The organism is Kitasatospora sp. McL0602, from assembly GCF_052076145.1.
In the GTDB taxonomy this organism is placed as follows: Bacteria; Actinomycetota; Actinomycetes; order Streptomycetales; family Streptomycetaceae; genus Kitasatospora.
This window is the reverse complement of record NZ_CP197246.1, coordinates 5,015,673-5,034,116: the sequence shown is the minus strand read 5'-3', so window position 1 is coordinate 5,034,116 and position 18,444 is coordinate 5,015,673. Positions and strand designations below refer to the sequence as shown.

At 72.6% G+C, this 18,444-nt stretch carries 12 protein-coding genes and 2 tRNA genes; 10 read left to right on the top strand and 4 right to left on the bottom strand.

The annotated features are described in order from the left end of the window. From ACR68M_RS23000 to ACR68M_RS22980, 5 genes are all read left to right on the top strand, one after another. Entirely contained in the window at positions 1-1,344 is a 1,344-nt protein-coding gene (locus tag ACR68M_RS23000) for an AAA domain-containing protein (RefSeq protein WP_441245997.1), read from the top strand. Positions 1,345-1,532: 188 nt separating this feature from the next. Continuing rightward, the gene (locus ACR68M_RS22995; RefSeq protein WP_441245996.1) at positions 1,533-1,940 is read left to right on the top strand and encodes a hypothetical protein; all 408 of its coding nucleotides are present in this window, start codon (positions 1,533-1,535) and stop codon (positions 1,938-1,940) included. A gap of 139 nt (positions 1,941-2,079) precedes the next feature. Continuing rightward, a complete protein-coding gene (locus ACR68M_RS22990; protein WP_441245995.1) occupies positions 2,080-2,640 on the top strand; it encodes a bifunctional DNA primase/polymerase in 561 nt (186 codons plus the stop codon). Positions 2,641-2,706: 66 nt separating this feature from the next. Next, positions 2,707-2,780 (top strand) — tRNA-Lys (locus ACR68M_RS22985). Between the two features lie 144 nt (positions 2,781-2,924). Next, positions 2,925-3,974: an aldo/keto reductase gene (locus tag ACR68M_RS22980; RefSeq protein ID WP_441245994.1), complete on the top strand. Its 1,050-nt coding sequence runs from the start codon at positions 2,925-2,927 to the stop codon at positions 3,972-3,974. Between the two features lie 63 nt (positions 3,975-4,037). On the opposite strand, the gene pgi is transcribed toward ACR68M_RS22980, so the two are convergent. Beyond that, complete coding sequence (gene pgi, locus ACR68M_RS22975) at positions 4,038-5,699, bottom strand: glucose-6-phosphate isomerase (RefSeq protein ID WP_441245993.1); 1,662 nt, start codon at positions 5,697-5,699, stop codon at positions 4,038-4,040. Positions 5,700-5,909: 210 nt separating this feature from the next. Continuing rightward, a complete protein-coding gene (locus ACR68M_RS22970; protein ID WP_441245992.1) occupies positions 5,910-7,490 on the bottom strand; it encodes a Na+/H+ antiporter in 1,581 nt (526 codons plus the stop codon). A 182-nt stretch (positions 7,491-7,672) separates the two neighbouring features. On the opposite strand from ACR68M_RS22970, the gene ACR68M_RS22965 reads away from it, so the two are divergent. The 3 genes from ACR68M_RS22965 (at position 7,673) to ACR68M_RS22955 (ending at position 9,961) form a co-directional block, all read left to right on the top strand. Further along, complete coding sequence (locus ACR68M_RS22965) at positions 7,673-8,593, top strand: NADP-dependent oxidoreductase (RefSeq protein ID WP_441245991.1); 921 nt, start codon at positions 7,673-7,675, stop codon at positions 8,591-8,593. Positions 8,594-8,645: 52 nt separating this feature from the next. Next, a tRNA-Lys gene (locus ACR68M_RS22960) sits at positions 8,646-8,719 on the top strand. A gap of 162 nt (positions 8,720-8,881) precedes the next feature. After that, on the top strand, positions 8,882-9,961 hold the full coding sequence (locus tag ACR68M_RS22955; RefSeq protein WP_441245990.1) for an acyltransferase family protein: 1,080 nt from the start codon (positions 8,882-8,884) through the stop codon (positions 9,959-9,961). 56 nt (positions 9,962-10,017) lie between these two features. Here the strand turns inward: ACR68M_RS22955 and ACR68M_RS22950 are convergent, their stop codons facing one another. Continuing rightward, entirely contained in the window at positions 10,018-11,685 is a 1,668-nt protein-coding gene (locus tag ACR68M_RS22950; protein ID WP_441245989.1) for a chitinase, read from the bottom strand. A 231-nt stretch (positions 11,686-11,916) separates the two neighbouring features. On the opposite strand from ACR68M_RS22950, the gene ACR68M_RS22945 reads away from it, so the two are divergent. Next, entirely contained in the window at positions 11,917-15,132 is a 3,216-nt protein-coding gene (locus ACR68M_RS22945) for a S41 family peptidase (protein WP_441245988.1), read from the top strand. Between the two features lie 128 nt (positions 15,133-15,260). Here the strand turns inward: ACR68M_RS22945 and ACR68M_RS22940 are convergent, their stop codons facing one another. Then, positions 15,261-15,464 carry a hypothetical protein gene (locus ACR68M_RS22940; RefSeq protein WP_441245987.1) on the bottom strand — a complete coding sequence of 68 codons (204 nt, stop codon included), beginning with the start codon at positions 15,462-15,464 and terminating at the stop codon, positions 15,261-15,263. A gap of 305 nt (positions 15,465-15,769) precedes the next feature. On the opposite strand from ACR68M_RS22940, the gene adhE reads away from it, so the two are divergent. After that, a complete protein-coding gene (gene adhE / locus ACR68M_RS22935) occupies positions 15,770-18,394 on the top strand; it encodes a bifunctional acetaldehyde-CoA/alcohol dehydrogenase (protein ID WP_441245986.1) in 2,625 nt (874 codons plus the stop codon). Positions 18,395-18,444: the final 50 nt, after the last annotated feature.

The following is an 18,444-nucleotide window of genomic DNA, read 5'->3' as shown; positions in this document are numbered from 1 at the left end:
ATGAACAGCACGCCCGGGGCCGCCGCCGACGCCGCGGTGGCCGAGATCCTGGCCGCGGTCTCCCGGCCCGCGCCCGGCAGCCCGCGCGGGGTGGTGGTCGACTCCCCGCCGGGTGCGGGCAAGTCGACGCTGGTGGTGCGGGCGGCGAGGGAGTTGGCGGCGGCGGGTGAGCGGCTGATGATCATCGCGCAGACCAACAGCCAGGTGGACGACCTGGTCGACCGGCTGGCCGAGAAGGGCCCGGAGCTACGGATCGGCCGTCTGCACGCGAGCGAGTCGCGCCCGGCCGCCGAGGCGCTGCGGCACGAGCACGTGACCGCCTCGGCGAAGGTCGCCGAGCTGATGGAGCAGGACGTGGTGGTGTCGACCGCCGCGAAGTGGCAGTGGGTGAAGACCGAGGCGCCGTGGCGGCACGCGATCGTGGACGAGGCCTACCAGATGCGTTCGGACGCGCTGCTCGCCGTGGCGCGGCTGTTCGAGCGGGCGCTGTTCGTCGGTGACCCGGGGCAGCTCGACCCGTTCACAGTGGTCGGTACCGAGCAGTGGGCGGGGCTCAGCTACGACCCGTCCAGCAGTGCGGTCGTGACGCTGCTGGCGCACAACCCCGAAATCCGGCCGCACCGGCTGCCGGTCTCCTGGCGGCTGCCGCACTCGGCCGCGCAGTTGATCTCGGACGCCTTCTATCCGTACACGCCGTTCCGTTCGGGCACCGGGCCGGGTGAGCGTCGGTTGGAGGCGGGCGTCCGGGCGGACGGTTCGGCCGTGGACGCGGCGATCGACGTGGCGGCCGAGCACGGCTGGGCCCTGCTGGAGATGCCGGCCCGGCACACCGTGCGGACGGACCCGCAGGCGGTGGCCGCCGTGGCGGAGACCGTCCGCCGACTGCTGGAGCGCGGGCTGACGGCGCACTCGGAGCTCGGCGAGGCCCCGCTCACTCCCGGGCGGATCGCCGTCGGGACTGCGCATCGCGACCAGGCGGCAGCCGTCCGGGCCGCGCTGGCGGCGCTCGGCGTGCCGGTCGACGAGACGGCCGGGCCCGCCGTGACGGTGGACACCGCCAACCGCCTCCAGGGGCGGGAGTACGACGTGACGGTCGTGCTGCACCCGCTCTCCGGGCGGCCGGACGCCACCGCCTTCCACCTGGAGACGGGCCGGCTCTGCGTGCTCGCCTCGCGGCACCGGCACGCCTGCATCGTCGTCGCCCGTGCCGGCATCGCCGAGCTGCTGGCCGACCACCCGGCGGCGGAGCCGGTCTCGCTCGGGGTCACGGTCAAGTTCCCCGACGGCTGGGAGGCCAACCACGCCGTGCTGGCGCATCTTGCGCAGCACCGCGTCCGGCTCTGAGCCGGCTGCTCCCTCCTGGGGTCGGCCCGGTGCACAGATGTGGGGAGGGGCGCACGGGGCGGGAATAGCGCTCGCACGCGCACCGTTCCGTTACCGGATGTCGCCGCGCAACAATGGACGGCGGCCCAGTTGTGCTGCCCGGTCCCCCGTGGCGGCCCCACCAGCCACCACACCGGAGGTGCCCACCCATGCCCGATCGCCAACCCCAGCTCTCCGACCAGAGCGGCGGCCCCGCCGTACCGGCCGCCTCGGGCCCTGGCACTCCCGCGCGGCGGCTGCGCCCGGCGCAGCTGCTCTTCGAGCCGCAGGCCGAGACGCCCGAGCCGGAACGGTTCTTCGATCTGGAGTCCATCGACGACCCGGCGGTGCTGCTGCGCCGTTCGACCGAGCTGACGTTGGCCTTCCGGGCCGCCGCCGAGCGGGCGGCGGACTTCCAGGCGGTCGCCGCCGCGCAACTGGCCGACCCGCGCCGGTTCGACGCCCTCTCGCCGGCCGAGCTCGCCGAGCGGGCCGACTGGGCGCCCGACTACGCGCTGCGCATGATCGAGCACGGCCGTGGCCTGCTGCGGCAGCAGCGCACCAGCCCCGACCACTGACCCACGCCGGGCAGCCCGCTGCGGCTTTCGATCGCCAGTGGCATATGCAGGTGGGGAGGGTACGCCCCCGGGCCCGGCCGCGTCCGGCAAACCGGGTTTTCGCTCCTACCGGCGGGCCGCGCGCGCCAATCTGCTGGGCGTGGACATCTGGACGTATCAATCCGTGGAGTACGTCACCGTCGCCGGGGAGGCCTGGCTGGCGTCGGCGAGCGAGTACCCGCGCAGCATGCGCGCCCTCTGGCAGTCCCGCCCGTGGGCACCGACCGTCCTGCCCTGCGGCCGCGTCTTCGACGTGATCAGCATGCCGTCGCTGTTCGGCCGCAGGGTGCTGGACGAGATGTGGGCCTCGGGGCCGGGCTGCGGCCCGGTCGCCTCCTACCGGGGCCGCACCCTGCTCTTCGTCCAACCCGGCGCCGCGCCCCGGCTGCGGACGCTGCTCGCCTGGGAGGAGTGGGCCCGCGAGGTGCCGCCGGTGCTCTGCCACGGGCGGGGCGACGCGGTGACGGTGCCGCCGGTACAGCGGATGATGGACGCCCCGGAGTCCCCCGGGCAGGGCGCCGGGCGCTGGATCGTGGCGCCGGACAGCAAGGAGCCCTGGCTGCCGGGCGCCGCGGTGGTGCTCTGGGCGGCAGTCCGGGCGTCCCGTACCTCGCGCGTGCAGGCGGCCTCCCCCGGACAGCAGCCCGTCCCGCCGGCCTGACGGCCCTCGGCAGTATTCGATTTTGGCTGCGCCCGGAGCCGCTGCTAAAGTCTTCTCTGTCAGCAGGCGCCGCTAGCTCAGTTGGTTAGAGCAGCTGACTCTTAATCAGCGGGTCCGGGGTTCGAGTCCCTGGCGGCGCACAGACAGACTGTAGGCCCTTCGCGAGAGCGAGGGGCCTACAGTCATTTCCCGGGGCCGCCGAAACCCCTTGCCTTCGAGTGGACTCCAAGCTCTAGGGTGCGGCGCGAAGACATTCCTCCGTCCACCTGCAAGGGAGCAGCACCGTGCGCTACCGCATCCTCGGCGGCACCGGCATCGAGGTCAGCGTCCACTGTCTGGGCACCATGATGTTCGGCGCCGTCGGCAACCCCGACCACGACGAGTGCGCCCGGATCATCCACTCCGCGCTCGACCAGGGCGTCAACTTCGTCGACACGGCCGACATGTACTCGGGCGGTGAGTCGGAGGAGATCGTCGGCAAGGCGCTGCTCGGCCGCCGGGACGACGTGGTGCTCGCCACCAAGGTGCACTTCCGGATGGGCGAGGGCCGCAACCGCAGCGGCAACTCGCGGCGCTGGATCGTCAAGGAGGTCGAGGAGAGCCTGCGGCGACTGCAGACCGACTGGATCGACCTCTACCAGGTGCACCGGCCGGACCACACGACCGACATCGAGGAGACGCTCTCGGCGCTCACCGACCTCGTCCAGCAGGGCAAGATCCGCGCCTTCGGCTGCTCGACCTTCCCCGCCGAGGAGATCGCCGAGGCGTACCACGTGGCCGAGCGGCGCGGTCTCCAGCGCTTCCGGAGCGAGCAGCCGCCGTACTCGCTGCTGGCGCGCGGGGTCGAGACGGCGGTGCTGCCGACGGCTCAGCGGTACGGGATGGGAGTGCTGACGTGGAGCCCGCTCGCCTCCGGCTTCCTCTCCGGCAAGCAGCGCAAGGGGCTGCCCACGGATATGACGACCGGTCGGGCCGCGCTCACGCCGGGCCGCTTCGACCCGTCGATCCCGGAGAACGCCGCCAAGCTGGAGGTGGTGGAGCAGCTGGTCGAGGTCGCCGAGCAACTCGGCTGTTCGCTGCCGGAGCTGGCGTTGGCCTTCCCGGCGGCGCACCCGGCGGTCACCTCGGTGATCATCGGGCCGCGCACGATGGAGCAGCTCGACTCGGCACTGAAGGGCGCTGCGGTGGCGCTGGACGACGCGGCGCTGGACCGGATCGACGAGATCGTGCCGCCGGGCACCAACTGCTACCAGCCGGACGGGGCTTGGCGTTCGCCGGTGCTGAGCGAAGCGGCACTGCGTCGGCGCCCGGTCGCGGAGCGCGCGGCGGGCTGAGCCCAGCGGGCCGACCGGCGGGCCCGGGGCTTCCAACCCCCGGGCCGGTCAGCCTGTCAGTCCTCAGCGGCCGCGCAGCGTACGGTAGTTGGCCACCAGCGCAGCGGTGGAGCTGTCGAGTTCGGCGGCGCCCTCGCCGGTGAGCAGCACCGGCTCGATGCGCTTGGCGAGCACCTTGCCGAGCTCGACGCCCCACTGGTCGAAGGAGTCGATGTTCCACACCGCGCCCTGGACGAACACCTTGTGCTCGTAGAGGGCGATCAGCTGGCCGAGCACCGAGGGGCTGAGCTCGGTGGCGAGAATGGTGGTGGTGGGGTGGTTGCCGCGGAAGGTCTTGTGGGCGACGAGGTGGGCGGGCACCCCCTCGGCGGCGACCTCCTCGGGGGTCTTGCCGAAGGCGAGGGCCTGGGTCTGGGCGAAGAAGTTGGCCATCAGCAGGTCGTGCTGGGCGACCAGGCCGGGCTGCAGGCCCTCGACCGGCTGGGCGAAGCCGATGAAGTCGGCGGGGATCATCTTGGTGCCCTGGTGCAGCAGTTGGTAGTACGCGTGCTGGCCGTTGGTGCCGGGCGTGCCCCAGACGACGGGGCCGGTCTGCCAGTCCACGGGGTTGCCGTCGCGGTCCACGGACTTGCCGTTGGACTCCATGTCGAGCTGCTGGAGGTAGGCGGTGAACTTGGAGAGGTAGTGCGAGTAGGGCAGCACCGCGTGCGCCTGGGCGTCGAAGAACGCGCCGTACCAGACGCCGAGCAGGCCGAGCAGCAGCGGGACGTTCTGCTCCGCCGGGGCGGTGCGGAAGTGCTCGTCGACGAGGTGGAAGCCGTCCAGCATCTGCCGGAAGTTGTCCGGGCCGACGGAGATCATCAGCGACAGGCCGATGGCGGAGTCGTAGGAGTAGCGGCCGCCGACCCAGTCCCAGAACTCGAACATGTTGGCCACGTCGATGCCGAAGTCGGCGACGCCGGTCGCGTTGGTGGAGAGGGCGACGAAGTGCTTGGCCACCGCGTCGGTGTCGGCGCGGAGCTCGGTGAGCAGCCAACTGCGGGCGGAGGTCGCGTTGGTGATGGTCTCGATGGTGGTGAAGGTCTTGGAGGCGACGACGAAGAGCGTCTCGGCGGCGTCCAGGCCGTACAGCGCCTCGTGCAGGTCGGCGCCGTCGACGTTGGAGACGAAGCGGACGTCGATGCCCCGGTCGCCGTAGGGGCGGAGCACCTCGTACGCCATCGCGGGGCCGAGGTCGGAGCCGCCGATGCCGATGTTGACGACGGTGCGGATGCGCTTGCCGGTGTGGCCCGTCCACTCGCCGGAGCGGACGCGGTCGGCGAAGGCGGCCATCCGGTCGAGGACGGCGTGCACGGCGGGGACGACGTTCTCGCCGTCGACCTCGATCACGGCCTCGCGTGGGGCGCGCAGGGCGGTGTGCAGGACGGCGCGGTCCTCGGTGATGTTGATCTTCTCGCCCCGGAACATCGCGTCCCGCAGCTCGGCCACGCCGGTCGCGGCGGCCAGGTCGCGCAGCAGCGCGAGCGTCTCGTCGGTGACGAGGTGCTTCGAGTGGTCGACGAGCAGATCCCCGACCCGCAGCGCGTAGCGGCTGCCGCGCTCGGGGTCGGCCGCGAACAGCCCGCGCAGGTGCTGCCCTGCGAGCTCCTCCCGGTGCTTGGCCAGGGCCTCCCACTGCGGCAGCTGGTTGAGCGGGGCGCGGCCGCCGGGCTGGGTCTGCGACATTCGGTGTCTCTCCTTGAGTCATCCGGTGCGAGGGTTACCGGCAGGGCCCTGCGGGGAGGGTCACGCGAGGTCCAGCGGTAAGAAGAGGCCGGCCGACTCCGTTGACGGCCAGTACCCCGGCCAGCCTACGCGGCACCGGCACCCCCGACGTGCCGTCAACTCGCGCAAGCAGCCACCCCGCGCCCCTGGGGCCGGCCTGACGCGTGACGTTCACTTGCGCGCCGACCGCAGGTCGAGCCCGCGCAGGACCTCGTCGGCGATCTCGGGGTCGGCGCCGGTCTCTCCCCGGGCGAGCAGCACCTCCCGCCGGGAGGCGGCGATCATCTCCTGCTCGATCTCGACCGCGGCCTTCCACTGCCGCAGCCGCAGCTTGGCCTCGGCGGCCTCCTGCTCCTCGTACCTCTCGGGGCAGAGCCGGGCCAGCCGGTCGTGCTGGCGCTCGCGCAGCCGCTCGACCAGCTCGGCCGGGAGCTTCTGCTGCTCCTCCAGCTCGGCGAGCCGCCCGAGCCCGGCCCTGGCGGAGCGCCACCAGAGCTGTTTGACGGCCTCCTCGTGGGTGTCGTGGCCGCTGTCCAGGCTGAGCCGCCGGACCAGCCACGGCAGGGTGAGCCCCTGCACGAGCAGGGTGAAGAGCACGACGCCGAACGCAACGAAGACGATCTCGCTCCGCCCCGCGAACGGCTCGCCGGTGTGCACGGTGAGGGGGATGCCCAGGGCGAGGGCGACGGTCGCCACGCCGCGCATCCCGGACCACCAGAGCACCACCGTCTCGCGCCAGGTGAGCGGCGTGTCCTCCTCGCCGCGCCTGACGCGCCGGGAGATCCAGGCGGCGGGCAGCAGCCAGAGCAGCCGGACGAGCACCACCGTGGCGATCACCCAGGCGGCGTCGCCGAGCATGTCGCGCCAGCTCGCGCCGACGTCCCTGAGCACCGTGGCGAGCTCCAGCCCGATCAGGCCGAAGGCGATGCCGGTGATCAGGATCTCGACGATCTCCCAGAAGGCGTTGCCGACCAGCCGGTAGGCGACCTCGTCGGCGTCGGCGGCGCGGTCGGCGAGGTAGAGGGCGCAGACCACGACGGCGAGCACGCCCGAGCCGTGCGCCTCCTCGGCCAGCGTGTACGCGGCGAAGGGCACCAGCAGGTTGAGTGCGACCTGCTGCGTCGGGTCGTCCAGCATCCCCGCCAGCTTGGCGTTGAGCCAGCCCAGGGCGATGCCGATGACGACGGCGAGGACGGCGGAGAGCACGAAGCGGACGAGCGCGTCCGCCACCGAGAAGTCGCCGCCGACGACCGCCTCGACGGCCAGCGAGTAGATCACGATCGCGGTGACGTCGTTGAAGAGGCCCTCGCTCTCCAGTACCGCGACCAGCCGCCGGGGCAGGCCGATGCTGCCCGCCACCGCGACGGCGGCGACGGGGTCGGGCGGTGAGACGAGCGCGCCGAGGGCGACGGCGGCGGCGATCGGCAGAGTCGGTACGAGCCAGTGGAACACCCCGGCGACGGCGGTGGTGGTGACGATCACCAGGGCCACCGCGAGCAGCAGGATGGAGCGGATGTTGGCCCGGAAGTACCGCACCGAGGAGCGCCGGGCGACGGCGAAGATCAGCGGCGGCAGCACCAGCGGCAGGATCAGCCCGGGGTCGACGGTCACGTCCGGGATCTGCGGCACCACGGCCATCACGAGCCCGATCAGCGTCATCAGCACGGGCTGCGGCACGCCGGTGCGGCGGGCCAGCGGCATCGTCACCACCGAGGCGAGCAGCACCAGGAAGAACAGCGACAGCTGTGCCACGGAGGGGTCCTCTCAGAGTGTTCCCGGCTCAGCATAAATGTGACAAAACGTCACCCCGGGTCCGGCGCGCCGGACGGCCCTTGACTTCAAGCGCCCTTCAACTTGCAGAGTGGGGGTCAGCGGACGACAGCGTCCGGGGAGACAGGCCGGAGAGTCGGGCCGAGAGACAGGGGAGCCACGAGATGCTCGCATCGGTGTTCGCACGGCCGGGCGGTCCGGAGGTCCTGGAGGTGACCGAGCTGCCCGTGCCGAAGCCGGGGCCCGGCGAGGTGTTGGTGCGGGTGCTCGCCGCCGGGCTCCAGCCGTCCGACACCGCCGTCCGCCGCGGCTGGACCCCGCCGGGGGCGGTCATCACCCTGCCGGCCGTCCCGGGCAACGAGTTCGCGGGGGTGGTCGAGCAACTGGGCGCGGGCAGCTACGGCTGGGAGAAGGGCGACGAGGTGCTCGGCTTCCACCTGCTCGGCGGGCACGCCCAGTACGTCGCCGTCCCCGGCGACCACCTGGTGGCCAAGCCCGCCGCGATGAGCTGGGAGGCGGCCGGCTCACTCTCCGCCTCCGGGCAGACGGCCCACCTCGCACTCACCGAGCTCGGCGTCGGCGCCGGGGACACCCTCCTGGTCCACGGCGCCTCGGGCGGCGTCGGCACCGTCGCCGTCCAACTCGCCCGCGCCTGGGGCGCCACCGTCATCGGCACCGCGAGCGAGGCCAACCACGACTACCTGCGCGAGCTGGGCGCCACCCCGGTCGCGTACGGCCCGGGGCTGGCCGAGCGCCTGCGCGAGGCCGCCCCCGACGGCGTGGACGCCGTGCTCGACGCGGCCGGCCGCGGCGCCCTCGACGCCTCCCTCCCGCTCGTCGCCGACCGCTCCCGGATCGGCACCATCACCGACTACCCGGCCGCCCAGCGGCTGGGCGTGCGCGGCCTGCGCGGCCCCCGCACCGCCGCCCGCCTCGCCGAGCTCACCGAGCTCTGGTCCGCCGGCGGCCTCCGCCTGGAGATCGCCGCCAGCTACCCCCTGTCCCACGCCGCCGAGGCCCACCGCCTGGTCGAGGCCGGCCACGTCCGCGGCAAGATCGTCATCACCCCCTGGGCCACCACCTGACCCGATTGTGAGTTTCGGCCGCTGACCAGGTAATGTTCTCGACGTCAGACAGGCGCCGCTAGCTCAGTTGGTTAGAGCAGCTGACTCTTAATCAGCGGGTCCGGGGTTCGAGTCCCTGGCGGCGCACCGACAGACTGAAGGCCCCTCGCGAGAGCGAGGGGCCTTCAGTCGTTCCCGGCGCGCCCATCGGGCGAGTCCCCCGCTCGGAGCGACCGGCGACGCCTCTGTACTATCTACCGACATTCACAGCACCCGTAGCAGTGCGCACGTCCGCATCGAGGAACCCCCATGACTGATCTGGCCACCGCGCGCACACCGGGCCAACGTGAAGCCCCCCGGCCGGCCACCCATAAGGGCCGGGACGCCTACCTCGACAACGCGAAGTTCCTGGCGCTCCTGCTGGTGGTCTGCGGGCACACCTGGGGCACGGTCTCCGGGCACTCCCGGGCCCTGACGACGGCCTACGAGTTCGTCTACCTCTTCCACATGCCGGTCTTCATCGTCGTCTCCGGCTACCTCTCCAGGAGCTTCAGCGGTCGGCCCGACCAGTGGAAGCGGCTGGTCACCGGCGTGTTCGCGCCGTACCTGATCGTCCAGGTGCTCTTCACCCTCTGGTCGAACCAGCTCTCCGGGACGCACACGCCGTTCTGGCTGCTGGACCCGAAGTACCACCTGTGGTTCCTGCCCGCGCTACTGGTCTGGCGGGTCACCACCCCGCTGTGGAAGGCGCTGCGACCGCCGCTCGGCCTGGGTCTCGCGCTAGGCGGCGCCCTGGTGTCGGGCACCTACGAGCTGGGCCCGACCTTCGACGGCGCGCGGATCCTGCAGTTCCTCCCCTTCTTCGTGCTCGGCCTCTACCTGCGCCCCGAGCACTTCCAGCGCCTCCAGGCCTTCCGGGCCGGCCGCCCGGCAGCGGTCGTCCTGTTCGCGGCCACCGCCGCTCTGCTGTACTGGCGCGGCCGCCACCTGAACCTGAACTGGCTGCTCCACAACTACGACCACCATGCTCTGTACGTCAGTTACTGGAAGTGGGCGGCGGGCAGCCTCGGGCTCACCGCGGTCGCGCTCGTCCTCGGCGCAGCCTTCCTGGCGCTGGTGCCGACCCGGCACACCTGGTTCACCGGGATGGGCAGCCGGAGCCTCTGCACCTACCTGCTGCACCCCTTCGTCACCGTCGGCGGCGGCCTCCTCGGTTGGTGGGCCCATCCGTTCTGGTGGACGGCACCGGGCAAGGTGCTGATCACGGGCATCGCGTTCGCCCTCGCGACCGTCCTGTCGACCGTGGTGGCGCAGCGCGTCCTGCGCCCGGTGCTGGAGCCGAACCTCTCCTGGATGTTCACCCCGGCGCCGAAGGCACCGATCGGCTGACCCCGCCGTGACCGGAAGGGCCCTCCCGAGCGTGCTCGGGAGGGCCCTTCCGTCGGTCAGCCGAAGTAGCCGTGGAAGGTGGTGGAGAACTCCCGGCCGCTGTACTGGTCCCAGTTGACGGACCAGGTCATCAGGCCGCGGAGGGTCGGCTGGGGGCCGCTGCGGGGGGTGTAGGTGCCGCAGTTGGTGGCCTTGGTGAGGCAGTCGAGGGCCTTGGTGACCTCGCTGGGGGTGACGTAGCCGTTGCCCGCGTAGGAGCTGGCGGGCATGCCGATGGCGACCTGGGAGGGGGCCAGCGGCGGGAACATGTTGGCGGTGTTGCCCGCGACGGGGAAGCCCTTGAGGAGCATGTCGGTCATCGCGACGTGGAAGTCGGCGCCGCCCATCGAGTGGTACTGGCCGTCCAGACCCATGATGGAGCCGGAGTTGTAGTCCTGGACGTGCAGCAGGGTGAGGTCGCCGCGCATCGCGTAGATGACCGGCAGGAAGGCCCCGGCGCGCGGGTCCTGGCCGCCCCAGGGGCCGGACCCGTAGTACTGGTAACCGAGTTGGACGAAGAAGGTCTCGGGGGCCATGGTCAGCACGAAGCCGGAGCCGTACCGGGCCTTGAGGGTCTTCAGGGCGGAGATCAGGTTGACGATGACCGGCGAGGTCGGGTTCTTGAAGTCGGTGTCACCGGTGTTGAGCGAGAGCGAGTGGCCCTCGAAGTCGACGTCGAGACCGTCCAGGCCCCACGTGTCGATGATCGCGGCGACCGAACTGACGAAGGTGTCGCGGGCGGCCGTGGTGGTGAGCTGCACCTCGCCGTTCTGCCCCCCGATGGAGAGCAGCACCTTCTTGCCCTTGGCCCGCTTGGCGGCGATCGCCGCCTTGAAGTCCGCGTCCGACTCGACGCTCGGGCACTCGCTCACCGAGCAGCGGTTGAAGCGGATGTCGCCGGAGGTGACGGAGGTCGGCTCGCCGAAGGAGAGATCGATGACGTCCCAGGCGTCCGGCACGTCGGCCATCTTCAGGTACCCGGCGCCGTTGGCGAAGCTCGCGTGCAGGTAGCCGACCAGCGCGTGCGCGGGCAGCCCACCGCCCGGCGGGGGCGGCGGAGTGGTGGAGGGCGAGGAGGACGGGGACGACGACGGGCTGGAGGACGGGGAGGGGGAGCCGGAGGGCGAGGTGGACGGCGAGGACGAGGGCGACGGCGAGGGGGCGCCCGGCCCGTCCAGCGAGACGTCGTCCGCGTAGTAGGTGCCCTGGCCGTACCAGCCGTGCGTCCAGACCGTCGCGCTGGTCTGGCTCGCGCCGGTGGTGAAGCTGACGGAGAGCTTCTGGTACCCGCCGCCGGTGCCGGGCGTCCAGGTGCTGCCGGCGCCGTCGACGCCGAGGTAGACGTACGCGCCGTTGACGTACGCGCTGAGCGTGTACGTGGTGCTGGGGGCGACCGTGACGGTCTGGCTGCACTGGGCCGAGTCGCTCGCCGAGGCGGCTCCGGCGAGGGCGTAGCTGCCCGCGTGGGCGTGGCCGGTGACGATGCTGCCGGTGCCGCCGGTGCAGCCCCAGGGGGCGAGGGCGCCGCTCTCGAAGCCGCCGTTGGCGAGGCTGTTCACCAGCTCACCGGCCCCCGCCGAGGCGGCGGGGGCGAGGCCGAAGCTGAGGGCGGCCGCACCGGTGGCGGCGACCGCCCAGGCGGTGGCGGCCGCGACGGTGCGTCTGGTCATCAGGGGAGTACGCATGTGGGGGTGTGCTCCTACCGGAAGAGAAGCGGGGCATGGGGGTGCCCAAGGTGCCGGTGGGGGCCGGCCGGGCGCGCCAGGGCGCCCAGTTGGACTAGACCTTGGACTAGACCACTGAAGCGAACCCGCCAGGTGGTGTCAATGGGCGTGTCACGTCCTGAGCGCCCGTCAGGGTCTGACGCGGCGTGAGCCCGGGTTGCGGGCCGCCCGCCGTCGCCGAACCATGGAGAGGTGACCACGCCCGGCTATCTGAGGTACCCCCACCTGCGCGGCGGGCTGCTCACCTGCACCGCCGAGGACGACGTCTGGGCCGCCCCGCTGGCACCGGACGGCACCGTCGGCCGCGCCTGGCGGGTCAGCTGCGACCGGACGCGCGTCAGCCACCCCCGCCTCTCCCCCGACGGCGCGACCATCGCCTGGACGAGCTGGCAGACCCTCACCCCCGAGGTGTTCACCGCCCCCTCGGCAGGTGGCGAGGCCACCCGGCTCACCTACTGGGGCAGCCAGGACACCCGGGTGCGCGGCTGGCTGCCGGACGGCGAGGTGCTCGCCGTCACCTCGTACCACGAGCCGTTCGCCCACTACACCTGGGCGTACGCCCTGCCGCCGGACGGCTCGCCCGGCCGCCGGATGCCCTGGGGGCCGGTCAACGACGCCCAGGCGAGCAGCGAGCACACGGTGCTGCTCACCGCCGCCGCCCCGCACGAGCCCGCTGCCTGGAAGCGCTACCGGGGCGGCGCCACCGGGCGGCTCTGGCTCGACCGCACCGAGCTGCTGCCCGGCCACCCGGGCCATCTGGCCTCACCGATGCCGGTCGGCGGCCGGGTCGCCTTCCTCTCCGACCACGAGGGCATCGGCAACCTCTACTCCTGCCGCCCGGACGGCACCGACCTGCGCCGCCACACCGACCACGCGACGTACTACGCCCGCGAGGCCGCCACCGACGGCACCCGGGTGGTCTACCAGCACGCGGGCGACCTCTGGCTGCTGGAGAGCCTGGACGCCCCGGCGCCGCGCCGGCTCAGCGTGCCGCTCGGCGGGGCCCGCGCCGGGCGGCGGCCGTACCCGGTCTCGACCGCCGGGCAGGTCAAGGACCTGATCTGCGACTTCACCGGCCGGGCCAGCGCGATCACCGTCCGGGGCAGCCTCTACTGGCTCTCCCACCGCGACGGGCCGGCCCGGGTGATCGCCGACACCCCCGGCGTCCGGGTCAGGCTGCCGGTGCTGCTCGGCCACACCGGCCGGCTCGCCTGGCTCACCGACGCCGAGGGCGAGGACGCGATCGAGCTGGCCCCGCTGCCGGGGCGCGGCGCCCCCGAGAGCGCCGCCACCCGGCGGATCGCCGCCGGGCAGCTCGGCCGGGTGCTGGAGCTGACCGCCACCCCCGACGGGCACACCCTGGCCGCCACCACCTCGGACGGCCGCCTGCTGCTGGTCTCAGCCGAGGAGGGCACCGTCACCGAGGTCGCCTCCTCCCCGTACGGGCCGGTCAGCAGCCCGGCCTTCTCGCCGGACTCGCGCTGGCTGACCTGGTCGCAGCCGGTCGCCGGGCGCTCGCTGCGCAGCATCAAACTGGCCCGGTTGGACGCCCCGGCGCTGCACATCGACGTCACCGGCGGCCGCTTCGAGGACGAGCACCCGGCCTTCACCCGGGACGGCCGCTTCCTGGTCTTCCTCTCCTGGCGCGGCTTCGACCCGGTGCACGACGTGCACACCGGGGACATGTCCTTCCCGCTCGGCTGCCGCCCCTACCTCGTCCCGCTGGCCGCCGGCACCCCCTCGCCGTTCGCCTCCCCCGCCGAGGGGCGGCCGCCGGTCGGGCTCGACCCGGAGGAGGCCGGGGGCGACGGCACCGTCACCGTCGACCCTCAGGGCCTGCCCGAGCGGCTGGTGCCCTTCCCGGTGATCGCCTCCAAGTACTCGGCGACGGCGGCCGTGCGCGGCGGGGTGGTCTGGCTCCGCTGGCCGATCTCCGGCGCGCTCGGCCAGACCTTCGCCAACCCGGCCGACACCTCGGGGCGCCCGGCCCTGGAGTACTTCGACCTCGCCCACGGCACCCGCACCACCCTGGTCGACCGGCTCGACGGCTTCTCCGTCTCCGGCGACGGCTCCTGCGTCGCGGTGTTCTCGGCCGGCGCCCTGAAGCTCTACCAACTCCCCTCCGCCAGCAACCCGTTGACCGTCGACCTGCGGCGGATCACGCACACCGTGCACCCCGCCGAGGAGTGGCGCCAGTCGTACCTGGAGGCCGCCCGGATCGTCCGGGGCGAGTTCTGGGACGAGGGGATGTGCGGCCTGGACTGGCCCGCCCTGACCGCCCAGTACGAACCGCTGCTGGAGCGGATCGCCGGGCCGGACGACTTCGCCGACCTGCTCCGCGAACTCCTCGGCGAGCTGGGCACCTCGCACGCGTACGTCACCCCCGCCCGGCGCGGCGAGGGCCCGCAGCCGTTGCAGCAGCCGCTCGGGCTGCTCGGCGCGGCCGCCCACCGCGCCCCCGACGGCCGGTGGCTGGTGCGGCGCATCCTCCTCGGCGAGTCCTCCGACCCCCGGGCCCGCGCCCCGCTCGCCGGGTACGGGCTACGCGACGGCGACGAGTTCCTCGCCGTCTCCGGCCGCCCGCCGGATCCGGTGCGCGGGCCCGGCCCGCTGCTCGCCGGCGCGGGCGGCACGACCGTCGAACTCACCTTCCGCAGCGCGGAGTCGGGCCAGGTGCGGCGGATCGCGGTGACGCCGCTGACCGACGAACGGCCGATCCGCTACCAGGACTGGGTGGTCGAACGGCGGCGGCTGGTCCGGGAGTTCAGCGGCGGCCGGTGCGGCTACCTGCACATCCCGGATCTCGGTGGATCCGGCTGGGCGCAGTTCAACCGCGACCTGCGGCGTGAACTCGCCTTCGACTCCGTGGTGCTGGACGTCCGGGGCAACGCGGGCGGCAACGTCTCCGAGCTGGTCCTGGAGAAGCTCGGCCGCCGCGTCCTGGCCTGGGACTTCGCCCGGGGCCGGCTGCCCGTCCGCTACCCCCGGGACGCCCCGCGCGGCCCGGTGGTCGCCCTGGCCGACCACGCCACCAGCTCGGACGGGGACGTGATCATCGCGGCCGTCCGGCTGCTCGGGCTCGGGCCGGTGGTCGGCACCCGCACCTGGGGCGGCGTCGTCGGCATGACCGGCCGCCACACCCTCGGGGACGGCACCCAGATCTCGGTGCCGAAGAACGCCTCCTGGTTCACCGGCGGCATCGGCTGGTCGATCGAGAACCACGGCGTCGCCCCGGACGTGCTGGTCAGTCGCACCCCGCACGACTGGGCCCGCCGCTATCACGCCGACCTCGAGGCGGCCGTCCGGCTCGCCATGGAGCTCGCCGCCACCACACCCCTGGCCGGACCCCCGCCCCCCGGAACTCCCCGTCCGGACCTGCGGCGGCCGCCGCTGCCGCCGCGCGGCTAGCTACGAGGCCCGGCCACGCACGACCCAGGGGCGCGGGAAACTGCGCGAAACCGGAAGGCGCCATCACCGCACCTTCCGCCTCGCGCGGTTCCCCGCGCCCCTGGTGGCCAACGCCCCAGTACGTGAGCTCAGTCCCAGGGATCGCCCTCGGCGGTCATGTCGGAGGCGGCCTGGCGGTCCTGTTCGGTCATCGGCGGGGGTGTCGTGCGTTCGGCGGCCTTCTCGACGTCGACGGCGAAGGCGTCGGCCGCCTCGTCGTGGGCGAGCGCCGCGCGCTGGGCGGGGTCGACCGTCTCGTGCGGGCGGTGCAGCAGCCTGTCCAAGATGCCCATGTCTCCTCCTTGGGGTGCGAGTCCTTGCGGTCCGAAACGGACTGTGGGCCACCCCCTCTGTCACAGTACGTCGCCGAGGGTGCCGGCGCAGCGCTCACCCTTACGCCGCCGCAGCGCTCACCCTTACGGCGCAGCGGGCGGCCGGGGCCCGGGTGCGGGCCGAAGTCCTTGCCACCCGGGGGCGTTGGGGCTTTGGTCCCCGGACGACGCGTCGTACGGCCGTGGCCGCCTGATCCGGGCCCGACGGAGGGTGGAGCTGTCAGCCGTCCCGGCACACAGCCGCACTCTCCCCGAGGTGAGCGAGAATGGCCCGCCAGCAAGCCGCAGCACCCGACCCGACTCCTGCCGCCGCAGCCGTGGACGCGCTGGTCCGCAACGGTCGGAAGGCGCTCCAGGAGTACGCCGGGTTCACCCAGGAGAAGGTCGACCACATAGTCCGCAAGGCCTCGCTGGCCGCCCTCGCCGCGCACACCCGGCTGGCGGTCATGGCGGTGGAGGAGACCGGGCGGGGGGTGTTCGAGGACAAGGCCGTCAAGAACGTCTTCGCCTGCGAGCACGTCACCCACTCGATGGCCGGGCTGCGGACCGTCGGCGTCGTCCGGCGGGACGAGATCGACGGGATCGTGGAGATCGCCGAGCCGGTCGGTGTGGTGGCGGGCGTGACGCCGGTGACCAACCCGACCTCGACGACGATCTTCAAGGCGCTCATCGCGCTGAAGACCCGCAACCCGATCGTCTTCGGCTTCCACCCCGCCGCGCAGCGCTGCTCGGCCGAGGCGGCCCGGATCGTCCGGGACGCGGCGATCGCGGCCGGGGCACCCGCGCACTGTGTGCAGTGGATCGACCGGCCGTCGATGGAGGCGACCGGCGCGCTGATGAACCACGAGGGCGTGGCGACCATCCTGGCGACCGGCGGCAACTCGATGGTCCGGGCCGCGTACAGCTGCGGCAAGCCCGCGCTCGGGGTCGGGGCCGGCAACGTGCCCGCGTACATCGAGAAGAGCGCGGACCTGCAGCGGGCCGTCAACGACGTGGTGCTGTCGAAGTCCTTCGACAACGGCATGGTCTGTGCCTCCGAGCAGGCCGTGATCCTGGACCAGGAGATCTACGGGCCCGCGCTGGCGGAGTTCCGCAGGCTCAAGGCGTACCTGGCGACCGAGGCCGAGAAGGCGCTGCTGGAGAGTTACGTCTTCGGGGTCGGCGAGGACCGCGACTGTGCGGGGGCCAGGCTCAACGCGGCGGTGGTCGGGCAGAGCCCGGTGCGGATCGCCGAGGGGGCCGGGTTCGAGGTGCCGGCCGACACCTCGATCATCCTGGTGGAGGTCGGCTTCGTCGGCGAGGGCGAGCCACTGACCCGGGAGAAGCTCTGCCCGGTGCTGGCGGTGCTGAAGGCGGAGACCAGGAGCAGGGGCCTGAAGCTGGCCACCGAGATGGTGGAGTTCCACGGGCTGGGTCACTCGGCGGCCGTGCACACCGAGGACGAGGCGTTCGCCGAGGAGTTCGGGCACGCGGTCAAGGCCTGCCGGGTGATCTGGAACGCGCCGAGCTCGCAGGGCGGCATCGGTGACATCTACAACGCGTTCATGCCCTCGCTGACGCTGGGCTGCGGCTCCTACGGCCACAACTCGGTCTCCGGGAACGTCTCCGCGCTGCACCTCGTCAACATCAAGCGGATCGGGCGGCGCAACACCAACATGCAGTGGTTCAAGATCCCGCCGAAGGTCTTCTTCGAGCGGAACTCGATCAAGTACCTGGCCGACATGCGCGGAGCCCGCAGGGTCGTCATCGTGACCGACCGGACGATGGTGGAGATCGGGCACCTGGAGCGCGTCCGGGCCATCCTGCAGCGGCGCAGCGAGCCGGTCGAGGTGCGGGTGATCGACTTCGTCGAGCCGAACCCGAGCATCGACACCGTGGAGAAGGGCGCCGAGCTGATGCGCGGCTTCCGGCCGGACACCATCATCGCGCTCGGCGGCGGCTCCCCGATGGACGCGGCCAAGGTGATGTGGCTGATGTACGAGCACCCGGAGACGGTCTTCGCGGACCTGAAGGAGAAGTTCTTCGACATCCGCAAGCGCGCCTTCACCTTCCCCGACCTGGGCGAGAAGGCCAAGCTGGTGTGCATCCCGACCACCTCGGGCACCGGCAGCGAGGTCACCCCGTTCGCGGTGATCACCGACTCGGAGACCGGCCAGAAGTACCCGCTGGCGGACTACGCGCTGACGCCGAGCGTGGCGATCTGCGACCCGGCGCTCACCACCCACCTGCCGAAGGACGTCACGGCCGACTCCGGCTTCGACGCGCTGACGCACTGCATCGAGACCTATGTGTCGGTCTACGCCAACGACTTCACCGACGGCCTGGCCCTCCAGGGCATCCGGCTGGTCTTCGAGCACCTGGAGCAGGCCGTCACCGACGGCCCGGCGAGCCCGGTCGCGCGGGAGAAGATGCACAACGCGGGCACCATCGCGGGCATGGCCTTCGGCTCCGCCTTCCTCGGGGTCGTGCACGCCATGGCGCACACCCTCGGGGCGACCTTCCACATCGCGCACGGCCGGACCAACGCGGTGCTGCTGCCGCACGTGATCCGCTACAACGGCGCCGCTCCGACGAAGGTCACCAGCTGGCCGAAGTACCGGAGTTACGTCGCCCCCGAGCGGTTCCAGGCGATCGCCCGGATGCTCGGCCTGGACGCGGCCACCCCGGAGCAGGGCGTGGAGTCGCTGGCCAGGGCGGTGGAGGAACTGCGTGACCGGGTCGGCATCCCGCAGTCGTTCAAGGCGGCCGGGGTGGACGAGACGGCCTTCCTCCGGGCCCTCCCGCAGCAGGCGATGAACGCGTACGAGGACCAGTGCGCGCCCGCCAACCCGCGGCTGCCGATGATCGAGGACATGCAGCAGCTGATGCGCCAGGCGTACTACGGCGAGTAGGGCATCCGAGCGAGGCAGCAGCACCAGAGGCGGCAGCAGCAGAGGCAGGA